Source organism: Pseudomonas sp. CC6-YY-74 (assembly GCF_002025205.1).
GTDB classification, from domain to species: domain Bacteria; phylum Pseudomonadota; class Gammaproteobacteria; order Pseudomonadales; family Pseudomonadaceae; genus Aquipseudomonas; species Aquipseudomonas paeninsulae.
On sequence record NZ_CP019947.1, the window covers coordinates 763,489 to 780,491 of the forward strand.

Annotated in this window: 18 protein-coding genes, 3 tRNA genes and 2 pseudogenes; 14 read left to right on the plus strand and 9 right to left on the minus strand. The window is 60.6% G+C overall.

What is annotated here, in order from left to right; genetic code table 11:
* The first annotated feature begins 31 nt into the window (after positions 1-31).
* Genes B2D37_RS03625 through B2D37_RS03660 form a run of 8 tightly spaced genes read left to right on the plus strand, consistent with a single transcriptional unit; the run spans position 32 to position 5,931 of the window.
* Complete coding sequence (locus B2D37_RS03625; RefSeq protein ID WP_154067154.1) at positions 32-790, plus strand: heme ABC transporter permease; 759 nt, start codon at positions 32-34, stop codon at positions 788-790.
* Entirely contained in the window at positions 787-963 is a 177-nt protein-coding gene (gene ccmD, locus B2D37_RS03630; protein WP_079201438.1) for a heme exporter protein CcmD, read from the plus strand. The genes B2D37_RS03625 and ccmD overlap by 4 nt, the downstream gene beginning before the upstream one ends.
* Positions 960-1,427 carry a cytochrome c maturation protein CcmE gene (gene ccmE / locus B2D37_RS03635; protein ID WP_079201439.1) on the plus strand — a complete coding sequence of 156 codons (468 nt, stop codon included), beginning with the start codon at positions 960-962 and terminating at the stop codon, positions 1,425-1,427. The genes ccmD and ccmE overlap by 4 nt, the downstream gene beginning before the upstream one ends.
* On the plus strand, positions 1,424-3,397 hold the full coding sequence (locus B2D37_RS03640) for a heme lyase CcmF/NrfE family subunit (RefSeq protein ID WP_079201440.1): 1,974 nt from the start codon (positions 1,424-1,426) through the stop codon (positions 3,395-3,397). Before ccmE ends, B2D37_RS03640 begins: the two co-directional genes overlap by 4 nt.
* Complete coding sequence (locus B2D37_RS03645) at positions 3,394-3,930, plus strand: DsbE family thiol:disulfide interchange protein (RefSeq protein ID WP_079201441.1); 537 nt, start codon at positions 3,394-3,396, stop codon at positions 3,928-3,930. The genes B2D37_RS03640 and B2D37_RS03645 overlap by 4 nt, the downstream gene beginning before the upstream one ends.
* Positions 3,927-4,409, plus strand: a complete 483-nt coding sequence (locus B2D37_RS03650) for a cytochrome c-type biogenesis protein (RefSeq protein WP_079201442.1) — start codon at positions 3,927-3,929, stop codon at positions 4,407-4,409. Before B2D37_RS03645 ends, B2D37_RS03650 begins: the two co-directional genes overlap by 4 nt.
* A complete protein-coding gene (ccmI, locus tag B2D37_RS03655) occupies positions 4,409-5,614 on the plus strand; it encodes a c-type cytochrome biogenesis protein CcmI (RefSeq protein WP_079201443.1) in 1,206 nt (401 codons plus the stop codon). Before B2D37_RS03650 ends, ccmI begins: the two co-directional genes overlap by 1 nt.
* Positions 5,611-5,931, plus strand: a complete 321-nt coding sequence (locus B2D37_RS03660; protein ID WP_079201444.1) for a hypothetical protein — start codon at positions 5,611-5,613, stop codon at positions 5,929-5,931. The genes ccmI and B2D37_RS03660 overlap by 4 nt, the downstream gene beginning before the upstream one ends.
* 208 nt (positions 5,932-6,139) lie before the next feature.
* Here B2D37_RS03660 and B2D37_RS03665 read toward each other — a convergent pair.
* The 6 genes and pseudogenes from B2D37_RS03665 to B2D37_RS03690 form a co-directional block, all read right to left on the minus strand.
* A pseudogene (locus tag B2D37_RS03665) lies at positions 6,140-6,256 on the minus strand (pirin-like C-terminal cupin domain-containing protein); the annotation flags it as partial.
* 82 nt (positions 6,257-6,338) lie between these two features.
* Positions 6,339-6,782, minus strand: a complete 444-nt coding sequence (locus B2D37_RS03670) for a MerR family transcriptional regulator (RefSeq protein ID WP_079201445.1) — start codon at positions 6,780-6,782, stop codon at positions 6,339-6,341.
* A gap of 74 nt (positions 6,783-6,856) precedes the next feature.
* A complete protein-coding gene (locus B2D37_RS03675; protein ID WP_079204892.1) occupies positions 6,857-7,591 on the minus strand; it encodes a VacJ family lipoprotein in 735 nt (244 codons plus the stop codon).
* Between the two features lie 34 nt (positions 7,592-7,625).
* Positions 7,626-8,924, minus strand: a complete 1,299-nt coding sequence (locus tag B2D37_RS03680) for a serine/threonine protein kinase (protein WP_079201446.1) — start codon at positions 8,922-8,924, stop codon at positions 7,626-7,628.
* A 76-nt stretch (positions 8,925-9,000) separates the two neighbouring features.
* On the minus strand, positions 9,001-9,489 hold the full coding sequence (locus tag B2D37_RS03685) for a GNAT family N-acetyltransferase (protein WP_079201447.1): 489 nt from the start codon (positions 9,487-9,489) through the stop codon (positions 9,001-9,003).
* Between the two features lie 150 nt (positions 9,490-9,639).
* The gene (locus tag B2D37_RS03690) at positions 9,640-9,864 is read right to left on the minus strand and encodes a DUF2061 domain-containing protein (protein ID WP_079201448.1); all 225 of its coding nucleotides are present in this window, start codon (positions 9,862-9,864) and stop codon (positions 9,640-9,642) included.
* Positions 9,865-10,128: 264 nt separating this feature from the next.
* On the opposite strand from B2D37_RS03690, the gene B2D37_RS03695 reads away from it, so the two are divergent.
* Complete coding sequence (locus B2D37_RS03695; protein WP_079201449.1) at positions 10,129-10,458, plus strand: helix-hairpin-helix domain-containing protein; 330 nt, start codon at positions 10,129-10,131, stop codon at positions 10,456-10,458.
* 83 nt (positions 10,459-10,541) lie between these two features.
* Positions 10,542-10,898, plus strand: a pseudogene (zapE, locus tag B2D37_RS03700) (AFG1/ZapE family ATPase); the annotation flags it as partial.
* 33 nt (positions 10,899-10,931) lie between these two features.
* On the opposite strand, the gene B2D37_RS03705 reads toward zapE, so the two are convergent.
* Together B2D37_RS03705 and B2D37_RS03710 are read right to left on the minus strand one after the other, a co-directional pair.
* Positions 10,932-11,007 (minus strand) — tRNA-Asn (locus B2D37_RS03705).
* 65 nt (positions 11,008-11,072) lie between these two features.
* The gene (locus B2D37_RS03710) at positions 11,073-12,269 is read right to left on the minus strand and encodes an amino acid aminotransferase (RefSeq protein WP_079201450.1); all 1,197 of its coding nucleotides are present in this window, start codon (positions 12,267-12,269) and stop codon (positions 11,073-11,075) included.
* A 175-nt stretch (positions 12,270-12,444) separates the two neighbouring features.
* Between B2D37_RS03710 and uvrB the strand changes: the two genes are divergently transcribed.
* Positions 12,445-14,460: an excinuclease ABC subunit UvrB gene (gene uvrB / locus B2D37_RS03715; RefSeq protein ID WP_079201451.1), complete on the plus strand. Its 2,016-nt coding sequence runs from the start codon at positions 12,445-12,447 to the stop codon at positions 14,458-14,460.
* Between the two features lie 218 nt (positions 14,461-14,678).
* On the opposite strand, the gene rdgC is transcribed toward uvrB, so the two are convergent.
* Complete coding sequence (gene rdgC / locus B2D37_RS03720; RefSeq protein ID WP_079201452.1) at positions 14,679-15,599, minus strand: recombination-associated protein RdgC; 921 nt, start codon at positions 15,597-15,599, stop codon at positions 14,679-14,681.
* Positions 15,600-15,757: 158 nt separating this feature from the next.
* On the opposite strand from rdgC, the gene B2D37_RS03725 reads away from it, so the two are divergent.
* The 3 genes from B2D37_RS03725 to B2D37_RS03735 all read left to right on the plus strand — a co-directional run bounded on the left by B2D37_RS03725 (position 15,758) and on the right by B2D37_RS03735 (position 16,823).
* Positions 15,758-15,833, plus strand: a tRNA-Val gene (locus B2D37_RS03725).
* A 20-nt stretch (positions 15,834-15,853) separates the two neighbouring features.
* Positions 15,854-15,930 (plus strand) — tRNA-Asp (locus tag B2D37_RS03730).
* A gap of 188 nt (positions 15,931-16,118) precedes the next feature.
* On the plus strand, positions 16,119-16,823 hold the full coding sequence (locus B2D37_RS03735; protein WP_079201453.1) for an FKBP-type peptidyl-prolyl cis-trans isomerase: 705 nt from the start codon (positions 16,119-16,121) through the stop codon (positions 16,821-16,823).
* Positions 16,824-17,003 lie beyond the last annotated feature (180 nt).

Here is a 17,003-nt window from a genome sequence, read left to right on the forward strand (position 1 = left end):
GCGGCCATTACCTCGGAGAATGATGAGTGATCTGATGAACTGGACGTGGTTTCACAAGCTGGGCTCGCCCAAGTGGTTTTACCATATCAGCGGGCGTTTGCTGCCCTGGCTGAGTGCGGCTGCCGTAGTCTTACTGGCGGTTGGGCTGGTCTGGAGCCTGGCGTTTGCACCGCCGGACTACCAGCAGGGCAACAGCTTCCGCATCATCTATATCCATGTCCCTGCTGCATTTCTGGCCCAGTCGGTCTACGTCATGCTGGCGGTGGCAGGGGTGGTCGGCCTGGTATGGAAAATGAAGCTCGCCGATGTCGCGGTGCAACAGGCCGCGCCGATCGGTGCCTGGATGACTGTGATCGCATTGGTGACTGGTGCCATCTGGGGCAAGCCGACCTGGGGTGCTTACTGGGTCTGGGATGCGCGCCTGACCTCGATGCTGATCCTGCTGTTCCTGTATTTTGGCGTGATCGCCCTCGGCCAGGCCATCAGCAACCGCGACAGCGCGGCCAAGGCTTGCGCGGTCTTGGCCATCGTCGGGGTGATCAACATCCCGATCATCAAATACTCGGTGGAGTGGTGGAACACCCTGCACCAACCTGCCACCTTCAGCGTGATCGAGAAACCGGCCATGCCGCTGGAAATGTGGCTGCCACTGCTGATCATGGTGCTTGGCTTCTACTGTTTTTTCGCTGCCGTATTGTTGCTGCGCATGCGTCTTGAGGTACTCAAGCGTGAGGCACGCAGCAGTTGGGCCAAGGCTGAGGTCAAAGCTCAGGTGGAGAAAGGTCTATGAGCTTCACCTCGTTTGCCGCGTTTTTCGCCATGGGTACTCATGGTGCCTATGTCTGGTCGTCCTTTGGCATCAGCCTGGCTGTGCTGGCGCTGAATGTTGCGCTGCCGCTGTTGGCGCGCCGCCGTTACCTGCAAGACGAGGCGCGTCGTTTGCGCCGGGAGAAGTTGCAATGAATCCTGTTCGCAAGAAGCGCCTGTTCATCGTCTTGGCGATCTTGGCCGGTGTGGGTGTCGCCGTGGCCTTGGCGCTGAGTGCGCTGCAACAGAACATCAACCTGTTCTATACCCCGACCCAGATCGCCAACGGCGAGGCGCCGCAGGACACGCGTATCCGCGCCGGTGGGTTGGTGGAAGAGGGCTCGGTCACGCGCTCCAGCAACTCTCTGGAAACCGATTTCGTGGTGACCGACGGGGCAGAAAACGTGACTATTCGCTACAGCGGCATCCTTCCGGATCTGTTCCGTGAAGGCCAGGGCATCGTGGCCATGGGCAAGGTCAATGCCGATGGCGTGCTGATCGCCGACCAGGTGCTGGCCAAGCACGATGAAAACTACATGCCCCCGGAAGTCATGCATGCATTGGAGCAAAGTGCAATGAAGCAAAAATATGACGCGGCTCAACAAGGGGGTGCGCAATGATCCCCGAACTTGGCCACCTGGCAATGATTCTGGCGCTGTGCCTGACCCTGGTGCAGGCCAGCTTGCCGATGATCGGTGCCTGGCGCGGTGACCGGCAGTGGATGAGCCTGGCCGTACCGGCGGCCTGGGGCCAGTTCGCCTTCCTGGTATTTGCCTTTATCTGCCTGACCTATGCCTTCATGGTCGACGACTTTTCCGTCGCCTATGTGGCCCACAACTCCAACAGCGCGCTGCCCTGGTACTACAAATTCAGTGCGGTGTGGGGCGCGCATGAAGGCTCGCTGCTGCTCTGGGCGCTGATTCTGGCCGGCTGGACCTTCGCCGTGTCGATTTTCTCTAGGCAGTTGCCCGAGGAGATGCTCGCCCGCGTGCTCGGCGTGATGGGCATGATCAGCGTCGGCTTCTTGCTGTTCCTTATCGTCACCTCCAACCCGTTCGAACGCTTGCTGCCGAACAGTCCGGTAGACGGCCGCGACCTCAATCCACTGCTGCAGGATTTCGGTCTGATCATCCATCCGCCGATGCTGTATATGGGCTACGTCGGTTTCTCGGTGGCCTTCGCCTTCGCCATCGCCGCCTTGCTCGGCGGCAAGCTGGATGCGGCCTGGGCGCGCTGGTCGCGGCCCTGGACCGTCGTCGCCTGGGCCTTCCTCGGTATCGGTATCGCCCTGGGCTCCTGGTGGGCCTATTACGAGCTTGGCTGGGGCGGCTGGTGGTTCTGGGATCCGGTGGAGAACGCCTCCTTCATGCCATGGCTGGTCGGCACCGCGCTGATTCACTCGCTGGCGGTGACCGAGAAGCGCGGCGTGTTCAAGAGCTGGACGGTGCTGCTGGCGATTGCCGCCTTCTCCCTGAGCCTGCTCGGCACCTTCCTGGTCCGTTCCGGAGTGCTGACCTCGGTGCATGCGTTTGCCACCGACCCTGCGCGTGGCGTGTTCATCCTGGCCTTCCTACTAATCGTGGTCGGTGGTTCGCTGACCCTGTTCGCCATCCGTGCACCGGTGGTCAAGAGTCAGGTCGGTTTCGCCCTGTGGTCGCGCGAGACCCTGCTGTTCGTGAATAACCTGATCCTGGTGGTGGCGGCCGCGATGATTCTGCTCGGCACCCTCTATCCGCTGGTGCTGGATGCCATGACCGGGGCCAAGCTGTCGGTCGGTCCGCCGTACTTCAACGCGCTGTTCGTGCCGCTGATTGGTCTGCTGATGGCGATGATGGCGATAGGCGTGCTGGTGCGTTGGAAGGACACGCCGCTGCGTTGGCTGCTTGGCATGCTGGCTCCGGTGTTGATCGGCAGTGGGGCGTTGGCGGTACTGGCGACCTTTATGCTCGGCGACTTCAGCTGGGCGGTGCTGGGTGTCTGTCTGCTGGCTGGCTGGGTGGTATTGGCCGGGGTGCGCGACATTTATGCCAAGACCCGCCACAAGGGCCTACTCAAGGGCCTGCCAAGCCTGACCCGCAGCTATTGGGGTATGCAGACGGCGCACCTCGGCCTGGCCGTGTGCGCCCTTGGGGTTATCCTCACCAGCACAGGCAGCTTCGAGCGCGACATGCGCATGGCGCCGGGCGACTCGGTGGAGATGGGCGGTTACCAGTTCATCTTCGAGGGCGCCGAACACTTCGAAGGGCCGAATTTCACCTCGGACAAAGGCACCGTGCGGATCCTCGAAGACGGCCAGCAGATTGCTGTGCTGTACCCGGAGAAACGGCTGTATAGCGTGCAGCAGTCGGTGATGACCGAGGCCGGAATCGACGCCGGCATCACCCGCGACCTGTTCGTGGCGCTGGGTGAGCCGCTGGAAGACGGCGCCTGGGCCGTGCGCGTGCACATCAAGCCGTTCGTGCGCTGGATCTGGTTCGGCGCCTTGCTGATGGGCTTTGGTGGTTTCCTCTCGGCTTCCGATAAGCGCTACCGGATGAAGGTGACCACTCGGGTGCGTGAAGCTCTGGGCATGGCGGGGGCGCAAGCATGAAGCGGCTGATCCTGTTGTTGCCGTTGGCGGTCTTTCTCGCAGTGGCGCTGTTCCTCTACCGTGGCCTGTTTCTCAATCCGTCCGAGCTGCCTTCGGCGTTGATCGGCAAGCCATTTCCGGGGTTTTCCCTGCCGGCGGTAGAGGGCGGTGAAGCCATCAGCCAGGACGATCTCAAGGGCAAGCCGGCGTTGGTCAATGTCTGGGCCACCTGGTGTGTATCCTGCCGGGTCGAACACCCGGTATTGAACAAGCTGGCGCAGCTGGGCGTGACCATCCATGGGGTCAATTACAAGGATGAAAACGCTGCGGCGCAGAAGTGGCTGGCCGAATTCCACGATCCCTACCAGCTCAATATCGACGATGCGCATGGCTCGCTGGGTCTGGATCTGGGCGTGTATGGCGCGCCAGAGACCTTCCTGATCGACAAGGACGGCATCATCCGCCACAAGTTTGTTGGCGTGATCGACGAGCGGGTCTGGCGCGAACAACTGGCGCCGCTGTATCAAACGCTGGTCGATGAGGTCACGCCATGAGGCGTTTACTCAGTGCCGCAGTGCTCGGCCTGGCCTTGCTCGGCACCGCTCAGGCGGCGATCGATACCTATGAATTCGCCGACGAGGCGCAGCGCCAGCGTTATCGCAACCTGATTGAAGAGCTGCGTTGCCCCAAGTGCCAGAACCAGAACATCGCCGACTCCGATGCGCCGATTGCCTTGGACCTGCGTGCCGAAGTCTACCGCATGCTGGGGGAGGGCCAGAGCAACGAGCAGGTCATTGAGTTCCTGGTGTCGCGCTACGGCGATTTCGTCCTCTACAAACCGCCGGTCACGACGCGCACGCTGTTGCTGTGGTACGGCCCTGCAGGTCTGTTGGTCACTGGCTTCGTGCTGCTCGGCGTGGTGGTACTGCGTCGTCGGGGCAAGAAATCTGCGGGTTCGAGCGGTCTTTCCGCCGATGAGCAGCAACGCCTGGCTGCCCTGTTAAATCAAACGCCTCAGGATAAGAAAGACTGATGATCGAATTCTGGCTGTCCGCCGGCCTGCTATTGCTGGCTGCCCTGGGTTTTCTGCTGATACCGGTGCTGCGAGGCCGTAAGGCCCAGGCCGAAGAAGACCGCACCGCATTAAATGTCACCCTCTATCAGGAGCGCCTGCAGGAGCTGGAGACTCAGCATGGGGCCGGTGCGCTGAGTGATGAGCAATGGCAAAACGGTCGCGACGAAGCGGCCCGTGAACTGTTGGCCGACACTGACGGTGCCGAGAGTAAAGCCAGGGTCGGTGTGCTCGGCAGCAAGGTGCCGCTGACCGCCGCCTTGCTGATGCCACTGCTGGGCTACGGCTTGTACCTGTACTGGGGTGCAATCGACGATGTCGAGCGTGCGCGGACCTTCGCCGAGCAGCCGCAGACCATCGAAGCGATGACCACGCGTCTGGAAGCATCGGTGAAGGCTGACCCGACGTCCGCCGAAGGCTGGTACTTCCTCGGCCGTACCTACATGGCCCAGGAGCGGGCCGCTGAGGCTGCCACTGCCTTCGAGCGGACTGTGGAGATCAGCGGGCGCGAGCCGGAGTTGCTCGGCCAGTGGGCGCAGGCCCTGTACTTCGCTGGCGACAAACAATGGACCGAGCAGCTGCAGGCGCTGACCGATGAAGCGTTGAAGGCCGACCCGGAGGAAGTCACCAGCCTCGGCCTGCTCGGGATCGCCGCCTATGAAGAAGGGCGTTTCGAGGCGGCCATTGGTTTCTGGGATCGCCTGGTCGCGGTATTGCCGGAGCAGGACCCCTCACGCCAAGCCATTCAGGGCGGAATCGAGCGTGCCCGAGAACGCCTGGCTGCGCCGACGGACGCTACGCCGGCTGCCGCCGCGACCGGGCAGTTGACGGTCAAGGTCGACTTGGCAGCGGCACTAAAAGACAAGGTACAGCCGAATGACAGCGTGTTCGTGTTCGCCCGTGCCGCGTCCGGTCCGCCGATGCCGCTGGCGGTCAAGCGCCTGACCGTGGCCGATCTGCCAGCCGAGGTCAGCCTGTCGGACAGCGACGCGATGATGCCGCAGCTGAAGCTTTCCGGATTCGAGCAGGTGCTGTTGATCGCGCGTATTTCGCGCAGCGGCAATGCCACCGCCGGCGAATGGATTGGCCGCAGCCAGCCATTGGCCAGCAGCAGCACCGAGCCGCAACAACTGACCATCGACACCGCCGAAGGCCAAGCGCAATGAGCCGATGGCTAGCGATTGTCCTGGCCATCGGCTTGTCCAGTCTTGCCGGCTGTGCGGTGCAGAGCACGGCGCCGACCGGTCAATTGCCGGTGACCAAGTCACACCCGCGCTATGCGCCGCCGCCAGGGGCGCAAAGCCACTGGGACGCGGGGTTGGGTGTCTATGTAGTCGCAGGCGCGCGCGATCTGTATTACCGCGAGCGCACCTACTACCGCTGGAGCAGTGGCTGGAGTTGGGCGACCAATCCGCAAGGGCCGTGGCAGCCGACCGACAGCAGCGGCGTACCACCGGGCCTGTACCGCCGCTACGCACAATAACTCTGTCGTAGGGGGGCAGAGCGGCGATGCGCTTCAGCTCATCGCTGCCGCAGGGGTGGGCGATTTCCCAGGTGGCAGCTGGGCTTGAGAGCTGGGTAGGCTAGATCAGGCTTTTTTCATCGAGCATCGTTGCTGGTGGGTAAAGTGTCCTCCACCCGGTATTGCAGTCCTTGCACATGCGCATAGGCTCGACATTCATGCGCCGCGATCAGGCCAGCACGCCATCACGAAAATCGCGCAGCGCCTGCTCGATTTCTTCCTGGGTATTCATCACCAATGGCCCGTAATGCACGGCTGGCTCGCCCAGCGGCTTGCTGGCGATTAGGCTTGGAATATACCCATCCTATTATTATCAATCAGATCTATGGTTGCTAAATTCGCGGGTTTACCCTCGGTTTATTAGATGCTCAGTGGGCGGGGCAGAGCGTGGCTGGACGGTTTTCGCCGGGTAATTCGAAATCCTCGATCAACCGGCAGATGGCCTGGCCGTCCGGGGCGCATTCGGGCTTGTCGGCCCACTCGTCAAGCGCATCGCGCATCACCAGGGCCAGGCGCTGGCATTCCTCGATATGCGTCTGCAGGGCCAGCATGCGCTCGCCAAGCAGGTCACGGACTTCGCCGCAGGGCGCGGTACCGCTGTCGGCGCGGGCGAGAATGCTCTGTACGTCCTTGAGACTGAAACCCAGGCGGCGCGCACGGGCGATAAAACGCAGGCGCTGCAGATCGTCGTTGGTGTAGTGCTGATAGCCGTTATGCGGATCGCGCGCGGGGCGCAACAAGCCGAGATCGGTGTAATGGCGCACAGTCTCCGCGCTGACGGCAGCGGCTTTGGCCAGTTGGGCGACACGCATGGAGGTGCTCCAGAAAAAACCAGGGTCGCCACAGGTTAAAACCCTGGGGCGACCCTGTGGTCAAGCAGGTCGGCTTATTCGACAATCAGCAGCTTGCGCGACTCATTGTAAAAGTAGCGAATTTTCTCGTACTCGAACGGCGAGTTGAGCTGGCCGTAACGGAAGTTGACGGTGGAGCGCTGATCGGTCGTCTCGAGCAAAAAGATTTCTGGATGGCTGTTGCTGGCTTCGGCAACGTTGAGCCAGTTGACCTGGCTCTTGGCGCTGAAATCCACCACCAGCCCGCCGGTGTCGCGCAGGTTGGAGGGGCCGAGCAGTGGCAGCATCAGGTAAGGGCCAGCAGGTGCTCCATAGAAGCCCAATGTCTGGCCGAAGTCTTCGCGCTGTTTTGGCAGGCCCATGCGGCTCGCTGGGTCCCACAGCCCGGCCACGCCGATGGTGGTGTTGAGCAGCAGGCGGGCAGTGGTCTGCATTGAGCGCTTGGCTTTGAACTGCAGCAGGCTGTTGAGCAGGTTGGGCACATCGCCTAGGTTGCTGAAGAAGTTGCTCACCCCATGTTGCACGACAGTCGGGGTGACATAGCGATAACCGTCGACTATGGGTAGAAACACCCACTGATCGAAGCGGTAGTTGAAGTGGTAGACCCGCCGGTTCCATGACTCCAGGGGGTCATAGACATTCAGGGCGACGAGGGTCGAGCGTTCGAATTCGCGCTGATCCAGGCCCGGATTGAACTGCAGGTGTTGCAGGGGGCGCTTGAAGCCGTCTGCATCGGCGTGATGCTGGGCCTGAGTCAGGCCGCTGGTCATTAGCAGGGTCAGCAACAGGGCTGTAGCAAGAGGCTTAACCACGGAAGAACTCCAGCATGGCGTCGCTGTTGACGCGGTAGTTGAGGTTGCCGCAGTGCCCGCCGAACGGATAGACGGTCAGGCGGTCGCCAAGGGTTTTGCGCAGAAAACCCAGGTCGCCAGGGCCAAGAATGAGATCGTCGGCATTGTGCATTACGGCGATCTTGCTGGAGTTTTTCAAATAGTCTTCGACGGCATAGAGACTGACCTGATCGATCATCTGGGTAATGCTGCCGCCGTTAAGGCGGCTCCGCCACATCGGGATCAGTTGACCGGTGATGTAGCAGTCGAAGTCACATTGCAGCGCGCGTTTGAAGAACGGTGTCAGGCTGGTGCTGTCGTTGATTGGGTAACCCGCCGGGGTGATCAGGCCGCGCCGGTTGATCAGGTCTGAGGTGAAGGCGATATCGGCAGCGGCGAAGCGGAACACCGTACCGATCAGCATGGCCATCTGCTCGTCGGACAGCTGCTCCTTGGAACGCTGGAAGTCGAAGAGCATCGCCTCGTTGAGGTCAACATAACCCTTTGCCTGGAAATAGCGGGTCAGTTTGGCCAGTACGGTTTCGTAGAAGGTGGTGCTGCTGTTGATGCCTTCGACCTGGGTTTGTACCAGGCGGTCGAGGTTGTTGGTCGAGGTGTAGAGGTTGACCGGCGGATTGAGCAGCAGCACACGTTTGAAGTTGAAGCTGCGGCGGGTTTCGTCGAGCTGGCTGACGAATGCCGCTTGCAGGGCGCCCAGGCTGTAACCGGTCAGGTGGAAGGCGCTGACCTGCAGGTGCGGATGCTGGGCGCGCACGGCCTGCATCGCCCGGTACAGGTCGTCGGCATCTTCGCTGGTGAGGCCGGGTGTGGCGAAGCGCGAGGCGGCGCTCATGAAGTCGTAGCTGGTCGGTGAGGATAGCTGGACCACGTGGTATCCGGCGCCGTAGAACAATTTTTTCAGGTATTCCGCCGTACTGCTGGTGTAAGGCATACCCGTGCCGGGGATGATGAAAATCAGCGGGGCCTCGCCTTTTTGCGTGGCCAGGCGATAACCCATCTTGGTCACCGGCCAGAAGTTATCCGGCAATTCGAACTCGCGCTCCGGGCGCAGTTTGATCCGGTAGTCCTGCTGGTCAATGTCGGCATCGGCCGGCAGTTTCGGTTGCAGTTCGGGTGGTGTGGTGGCGATGGTCGCCTCGAACGGATTGGTCAGTGGATAACCATAGCTTTGCGCGTCGATGTCGGCCGCCAGCAATGGCCCACCGAGAGTTATGCCGCAAAGCAGAGCAGCGAGGCGATATACCAGCGGCATGACTTAAATCCCTTTAAAAAAGAGCGGATTGATTGAGGTGATGAAGTAAGACAATGAGACCTACACAAAGTGCCGGTCAAGCCGATTTTTGACTCAGGCCGTGCAGTGCCGGGCCGGTCAGGCGATACACCGTCCAGTCATCCAGCGGCTCAGCGCCCAGGCGCTGATAGAAGCCGATGGCCGGTTCGTTCCAGTCCAGCACCGACCATTCCAGACGTCCGCAGCCGCGCTCTATAGCCAGACCCGCCAGCTTGCCGAGCAAGGCCGTGCCCAGCCCCGTGCCGCGGGCGCTGGAGCGTACATAGAGATCTTCGAGATAGATACCGGGTTTGCCAAGGAAGGTCGAGTAATTGTGGAAGAACAGGGCAAAGCCTGCGGCCGTACCATCGACTTCGCCGATCAGCACTTCGGCAAAGGGCCGCGTGCCGAACAAGTGTTCGGTCATTTGTGCAGGGTCGGCGACCACCTGATCGCTGAGCTTCTCGTACTCGGCCAGTTCGCGGATGAAGCCGAGAATCAACGCGACATCGTCACGCTGGGCACTGCGGATGTGCAAATGGGGCATGGTCGTTCCTTGAACTGTTGATCGGGCGAGCATGCGGTGTGGCCATGGGGGCTTGCAAGGTGTGTCCACGCGATTGGCGGTGGTTGTGAAGCTATCGGGCGCCAGCGCAATGAAGGCTGCCGCCAGCTGTTCGCTAGTCATCACAGATGCTCATGCCTGGTGGTGCAGCCAGGCATGTTTCGGTAATTCTGCTGTTTGGCTCGAACGATGCTCCAGGCGCTGCCAGATTTTCTCGTGAAAGTAGAAGCCTACCGAGTTGCACAGGGGCTCGATGACGGCCACCAGGCCACTGGCCGCGACACTGCCGGTCAGCGTATAGGTCACCGCAAAGGCGATGCAGAAGTGCATCAGGGTAAAGGTTATGGTCTTGAACATGGCGCGTCTCTAATGAGAGGTATTAGCGTTTGCCTGTCAGGGTAGTGGCTCCAGAGTGATTGGCTAAATAATTCATTAGGATGAAGTTGATAGTATTTTCTAATTAAAATAGGTGTCGATCAGTGCGGAGTAGCGAAAATTCGTCAACAAAATACTCCAGCGAATTTGACAAGGTGATGCTGGCGGCTAACTTGAAGTGCGCGGCGCATGGAAGTCCCGCGCTGCGCACAATTGACTTGAGCTTTTCTGAAATGGAGTTCCAACATGCATAAGCGCTATCTCTCTTCCCTGCTGTGTGCTGTTCTGACCGCAGTCGCTCTCAGCGTCTCCGCCGCCGAAACCTCCAATACTGCACCCGCGAAGCCCGCGGCGGTGCAAGTAGCCGTAGCCGAGGTCGGCAAAGTCAATCTGAATACGGCCGATGCTCCCACGCTCCAGCGTGAGCTGAGCGGTATCGGCGAGACCAAGGCCAAGGCGATAGTGGCGTACCGTGAAGCCCATGGCGCATTCACCTCGGTTGATGAGGTGCTTGAGGTCAAGGGCATCGGCGAGTCCATCCTGGCGAAAAACCGTGACAAGCTGAGTATCAATTAACCGATACCCTAGAAGATAAAGGCCGGTCAATGACCGGCCTTTTTGCATTGTGCAGGTGAACGCCAGCCTCATCCTGCAAGGTAATCCCCCCATTTTTAGCACTCGCCAGAAGTAGAGGTCAGGCCGTGAGGGCGCTGGAAAGTTGCCATCAGGCGTTGCCTCAACCAGAGGGCGGTGCGCAGCCAGTCAGCGGGGTTTATTTCTGGGGGCCGGTAGGGCGCGGCAAGACCTGGCTGATGGATCAGTTCTATCAACGCCTGCGAGTGCCCGCGCGACGTCAGCATTTCCATCATTTCATGCGCTGGGTGCACTGCCGCCTGTTTCAGTTGACCGGCGCGGCTAATCCCTTGCGGGCTTTGGCTCGTGAGCTGAGCGCCGAGGTCAGGGTGCTGTGTTTCGATGAGTTGTTCGCCAGCGACATTGGCGATGCCATTGCAATAAAAAGCCCAGCTGGATGGCTGGGCTCTCGAATTTGGCTCCGTGACCAGGACTCGAACCTGGGACCCAATGATTAACAGTCATTTGCTCTACCAACTGAGCTATCACGGAATAACGGTGCGTATCCTAATGATTAATAAGGGGAAGTCAAGAGTCTCTGGCTTCCCCTGACTGGCTCAGAGAACCTGGGCGATGGCCTGGGTAACGACCGGCAGATTGCGCTGGTTCAGCGCGGCGACGCAGATGCGCCCGGTGCCGACAGCGTAGATGCCGAACTCGCTCTTCAGGCGTTCCACCTGCTCGGTGGTGAGGCCCGAATAGGAAAACATGCCGCGCTGCTGGGCGACGAAGCTGAAGTCGCGCTTGGCGCCCAGGGCGGTCAATTGCTCGACCATGGCCAGGCGCATGGCGCGGATGCGTTCGCGCATTTCGCCCAGTTCGGCTTCCCACATGGCGCGCAGTTTGGGGTTGTTGAGCACCGCGGCGACCACGCTGGCGCCATGGGTCGGCGGGTTCGAATAGTTGGTGCGGATTACGCGCTTGAGTTGCGATAGCACCCGAGCGGTTTCATCTTTCGAACCAGTGACGATGGACAGCGCGCCCACTCGTTCGCCATACAGCGAGAACGACTTGGAGAAAGAGCTGGAGACAAAGAAGGTCAAGCCGGACTCGGCGAACAGGCGCACGGCGGAGGCGTCTTCTTCGATGCCGTCGCCAAAGCCCTGGTAGGCGATGTCGAGGAAGGGTACGTGCTCGCGCTCACGAAGAATTTCGAGAATGGCCTGCCAGTCGTCCATGCTCAGGTCGACGCCGGTCGGATTGTGGCAGCAGGCGTGCAGCACCACGATCGAGCGGGCGGGCAGGTTTTTCAGGTCTTCGAACAGGCCGCCACGATTCACCCCATTGCTGAAGGCATCGTAGTAGCGGTAGTTGCGCACGGGGAAACCTGCCGCCTCGAACAGGGCGCGGTGGTTTTCCCAGCTCGGATCGCTGATGGCGACCGCTGCGTCAGGCAGCAGGCGCTTGAGGAAGTCTGCACCGACTTTCAGTGCACCAGTACCGCCCAGGGCCTGGGCGGTAATCACCCGGCCTTCCTTCATTAGGGCCGAGTCGGCGCCGAACAACAGGGTTTGCACGGCCTGGTCGTAAGCGGCGATGCCCTCGATCGGCAAGTAGCCACGGGGCGCATGGGTGGCCGTCAGCGCATTTTCTGCTTCTGCCACGGCCCGCAATAGCGGAATTCGCCCATCTTCATTGGTGTACACGCCAACACCGAGGTTGACCTTGGTGGGGCGGGTATCGGCGTTGAATGCTTCGTTGAGGCCCAGAATGGGGTCGCGCGGAGCCATTTCGACGGCAGAGAACAGACTCATGGATGCGGCAGCTCGAATGAAGAAGGGTGAGTGTTTGCAACGCCCCGTTAGGGGTTGCGTAAGTGGGTCGGTAGTATAACGACCCATAACGTGCGTCGCGACAGCGGGTACACGCATTTCAACTGTTTTGACGTACGCTTTCAGATCGCGTCACAGTCGTCCGTCGAGGTTAGTCATGTCCAAGTTCCAACTGGTCACCCGTTTCCAGCCTGCCGGCGATCAGCCGGAGGCCATTCGGCAGATGGTGGAAGGCATTGAGGCGGGTTTGTCGCACCAGACCCTGCTCGGCGTGACAGGCTCGGGCAAGACCTTCAGCATCGCCAACGTGATCGCGCAGATCCAGCGGCCAACCTTGATTCTGGCGCCGAACAAGACTCTGGCCGCTCAGCTGTATGGGGAGTTCAAGAGTTTCTTCCCGAACAACGCGGTGGAGTATTTCGTTTCCTATTACGACTACTACCAGCCGGAAGCCTACGTGCCTTCCTCGGACACCTTTATCGAGAAGGACGCCTCGATCAACGATCACATTGAGCAGATGCGCCTGTCGGCGACCAAGGCGCTGCTGGAACGTCCGGATGCGATCATTGTCACCACGGTGTCGTGCATCTACGGCCTGGGTAGCCCCGAGTCTTACCTGAAAATGGTGCTGCACGTCGATCGCGGCGATAAGCTGGACCAGCGTGAACTGCTGCGCCGCCTGGCCGATTTGCAGTACACGCGCAATGATATGGATTTTGCCCGCGCCAGCTTCCGGGTGCGCGGCGACGTGATCGATGTGTTTCCCGCGGAGTCGGAGCTGGAGGCCGTGCGCGTCGAGCTGTTCGATGACGAAGTGGAGAGCTTGTCCGCGTTCGATCCGCTGACCGGCGAGGTGATCCGCAAGCTGCCGCGCTTCACCTTCTATCCCAAGAGCCATTACGTCACCCCGCGCGAAGTGCTGCTGGAGGCGGTGGAGAAAATCAAGGTCGAGCTGGTCGAGCGCCTGGAGTACCTGCGCAGTACCAATAAGCTGGTCGAGGCGCAGCGTCTGGAGCAGCGCACGCGCTTCGACCTGGAGATGATCCTCGAGCTGGGTTATTGCAACGGCATCGAAAACTATTCCCGTTATCTGTCCGGACGTGGGCCGGGCGAGCCGCCGCCAACCCTATACGACTACCTGCCGGATCAGGCCTTGCTGGTAATCGACGAGTCGCATGTCTCGGTGCCGCAGGTCGGCGCCATGTACAAGGGTGACCGCTCGCGCAAGGAAACCCTGGTCGAGTACGGGTTTCGCCTGCCCTCGGCGCTGGATAACCGGCCGATGCGTTTCGAGGAATGGGAGGCGGCCAGCCCGCAAACCATTTTCGTCTCGGCCACGCCGGGCAACTACGAGGCCGAGCATGCCGGGCGGGTGATCGAGCAAGTGGTGCGGCCGACCGGCCTGGTCGACCCGCAGATTGAGGTGCGTCCGGCGCTGACCCAGGTCGATGATTTGCTCTCGGAAATTCACAAGCGCGTGGTTCTGGGCGAGCGGGTGCTGGTCACCACGCTGACCAAGCGCATGGCCGAGGACTTGACTGACTACCTGGCCGATCATGGCGCCAAGGTGCGTTACCTGCACTCGGACATCGATACGGTGGAACGGGTCGAAATCATCCGTGACTTGCGCCTCGGTGCATTCGACGTGCTGGTCGGTATCAACCTGCTGCGCGAAGGCTTGGACATGCCGGAGGTCTCGCTGGTAGCGATTCTTGATGCGGATAAAGAAGGCTTCCTGCGCAGCGAACGCTCGCTGATCCAGACCATCGGCCGCGCGGCGCGTAACCTCAACGGTCGGGCCATTCTCTATGCCGACCGCATGACCGGCTCGATGGAGCGCGCCATCGGCGAAACCGAGCGGCGGCGCAACAAGCAGATTGCCTTCAACGCGGCCAACGGCATCACCCCCAAGGGGGTATTCAAGGACGTCCGGGATATTCTCGAAGGCGCCACGGTGCCGGGTTCGCGCAGCAAGAAGCGCAAGGGCATGGCTCAGGCGGCGGAAGAAAGTGCGCGCTACGAGAACGAGCTGCGTTCGCCGAACGAGATTGCCAAGCGCATCCGCCAGCTGGAGGAGAAGATGTACCAGTTGGCCCGAGATCTGGAGTTCGAGGCCGCCGCACAGGTGCGTGACGAGATCCACAAGCTGCGTGAGCGTTTGTTGCAGGTGTGATTACAGGCTGGCTCACGACTCTGAGCAGCAACCGCAGCAACCGTTATCGGGCTCCCGCATGGCACGGGCCACAGGGTCGAGCTGGTAGCGTGGATAAGCCTGGGCGCAATCCGGGAGGCGCTCCCGGATTACGCTGGCGCTCATGAAGCATGCAAATAGGCTCTAGTGGCGCGGATTGAACGAGCCTGGCGGGTTGGGTCCTGCTCGCGGGCGACCCCTTAGATGCCCTGTGGCGTCTCTTCGCCGCCCAGGGCTTCGAACAGCGCCGGGAGGAACTCGACGAAGGTCAGCATCATCAGGGTGAAGCTGGCGTCCTGCTGGCCGAGGGCGTCATCGCCGCCATCCTGCTCCGCCTGATCCTGCAGCAGATCTTCGAAGCGCAGGCGCTTGACCACCAGTTTGTCGTCGAGCATGAACGACAGCTTGTCCTGCCAGGCCAGCGACAGTTGAGTGACCTGTTTGCCGGAGGTCATATGCAGCTGGATTTCGTCGCTGGTCAGGTCCTGGCGTTTGCAGCGCACCACACCACCATCTTCGTGGGTGTCGCGCAGCTCGCACTCGTCGAGTACATGGAAGTCGTCGGCGGCTTTCTGCGTTGTGACCCACTCGGTCATGGTAGCGCTGGGGGCAATCTTCACCGTCAGTGGGCGTACCGGCAGTGAGCCGATTGCTTCACGCAGGGTGGAGAGCAGGTCTTCCGCACGTTTCGGGCTGGAGGCGTCGACCAGGATCAGGCCTTGCTTCGGGGCAATGGCGGCGAAGGTCGCCGACTTGCGGATAAAGGCCCGCGGCAGGAAGGTCTGCACGATGTCGTCCTTAAGCTGGTCGCGTTCCTTCTTGTAGACCTTGCGCATCTGCTCGGCTTCGATCTCGTCGACTTTTTCCTTCAGGGCATCGCGCACCACGCTGCCCGGCAGGATGCGTTCTTCCTTGCGCGCCGCGATCAGCAGAAAGTCGCCGCTGGCATGCACCAGTGGCGCATCACCGCCTTTGCCGAAGGGGGCGATGAAACCGTAGGTGGTCAGCTCCTGGCTGGCACAGGGACGCGCCGGTTTGGCGGCCAGTGCGACTTCGAGTGTTTCGACATCGAAGGGGGCGTTTTGGGTGAGGCGATAAACCAGCAGGTTACGAAACCACATGAGGGGGACTCTCCATTAACGCAAAGCGCGCATTATTCTCCCCTTGGCGGCTCAGGCCAACCCTGCGCTAAGCCTTTGGCGCGTCGATAAAAATTTTTAAATCAATGCTTGCCAAGGTGAGGTCGGCTGTCTAGAATGCGGCCCACTTCGAGAGTGAAGGGTGATTAGCTCAGCTGGGAGAGCAGCTGCCTTACAAGCAGCGGGTCGGCGGTTCGATCCCGTCATCACCCACCAACTCGCTTTTGGAGTTACGCGCAGCGGTAGTTCAGTCGGTTAGAATACCGGCCTGTCACGCCGGGGGTCGCGGGTTCGAGTCCCGTCCGCTGCGCCATTTTTTACCTCGCTCCATCTCTGCTATGCCCCTTCCGCAATACTCGCTGTATTCCTTCGTAAATCCGTCTAAATACCTGAACTTATTCGCATTTCCTCGTTCGTATCCTGGTAGCCAGTGATTGCAGCAGCCTGCTAAGCTCGCGGCTTCACTCGATTGCCCTAGGGCGCACCGAACAAGGAATAAGCATGAAACAGCATCGTTTAGCGGCGGCGGTCGCTCTGGTAGGTCTGGTTCTCGCGGGTTGTGATTCGCAGACCAGCGCAGAGTTGGAGACCCCGGCACAAAAAGCCTCCTACGGTATCGGCCTGAACATGGGCAAGAGCCTGGCACAGGAAGGCATGGATGACCTCGATTCGAACGCCGTGGCCCAAGGCATCGAAGATGCCATCGGCAAGAAAGAGCAGCGCCTGAAAGACGACGAACTGGTCGAGGCTTTCGCGTTTCTGCAGAAGCGTGCCGAAGAACGCATGGCTACCATGAGCGAGGAGTCGGCCAAGGCTGGCAAGAAGTTCCTCGAAGAGAATGGCAAGCGTGAAGGCGTGGTCACCACCGAATCCGGTTTGCAGTACGAAGTGCTGAAAAAAGCGGAAGGCGATCAGCCGAAAGCCACCGATGTGGTGAGCGTGCACTATGAAGGCAAGTTGACCGATGGCAGCGTGTTCGACAGCTCTATCGAACGCGGTAGCCCGATCGAACTGCCGGTCAGTGGTGTGATTCCAGGTTGGGTTGAGGGCTTGCAGCTGATGCATGTCGGCGAGAAGTACAAGCTCTATATCCCGAGTGAGCTGGCATACGGCGAGCAAAGCCCGACTCCGGCAATCCCGGCCAACTCGGTGTTGGTGTTCGATCTGGAACTGTTGGAAATCAAGGCCACCAGTGCCGAGCAGTAACCGTTAGGCGTTTGTCGGGCCTGGGACAGTCCAGGGTTCGACAGGCCGCCAGGGTTGCAGACAACGCCCCGTTCGACGGGGCGTTGTCGTTTTTGTCGGTTACAAAACGAACCTGAGGCTGACTGACGGGTCGGAAAAGTAGCGGGAATGGAATTCTGGCGTCACGGTTATGCACATTTT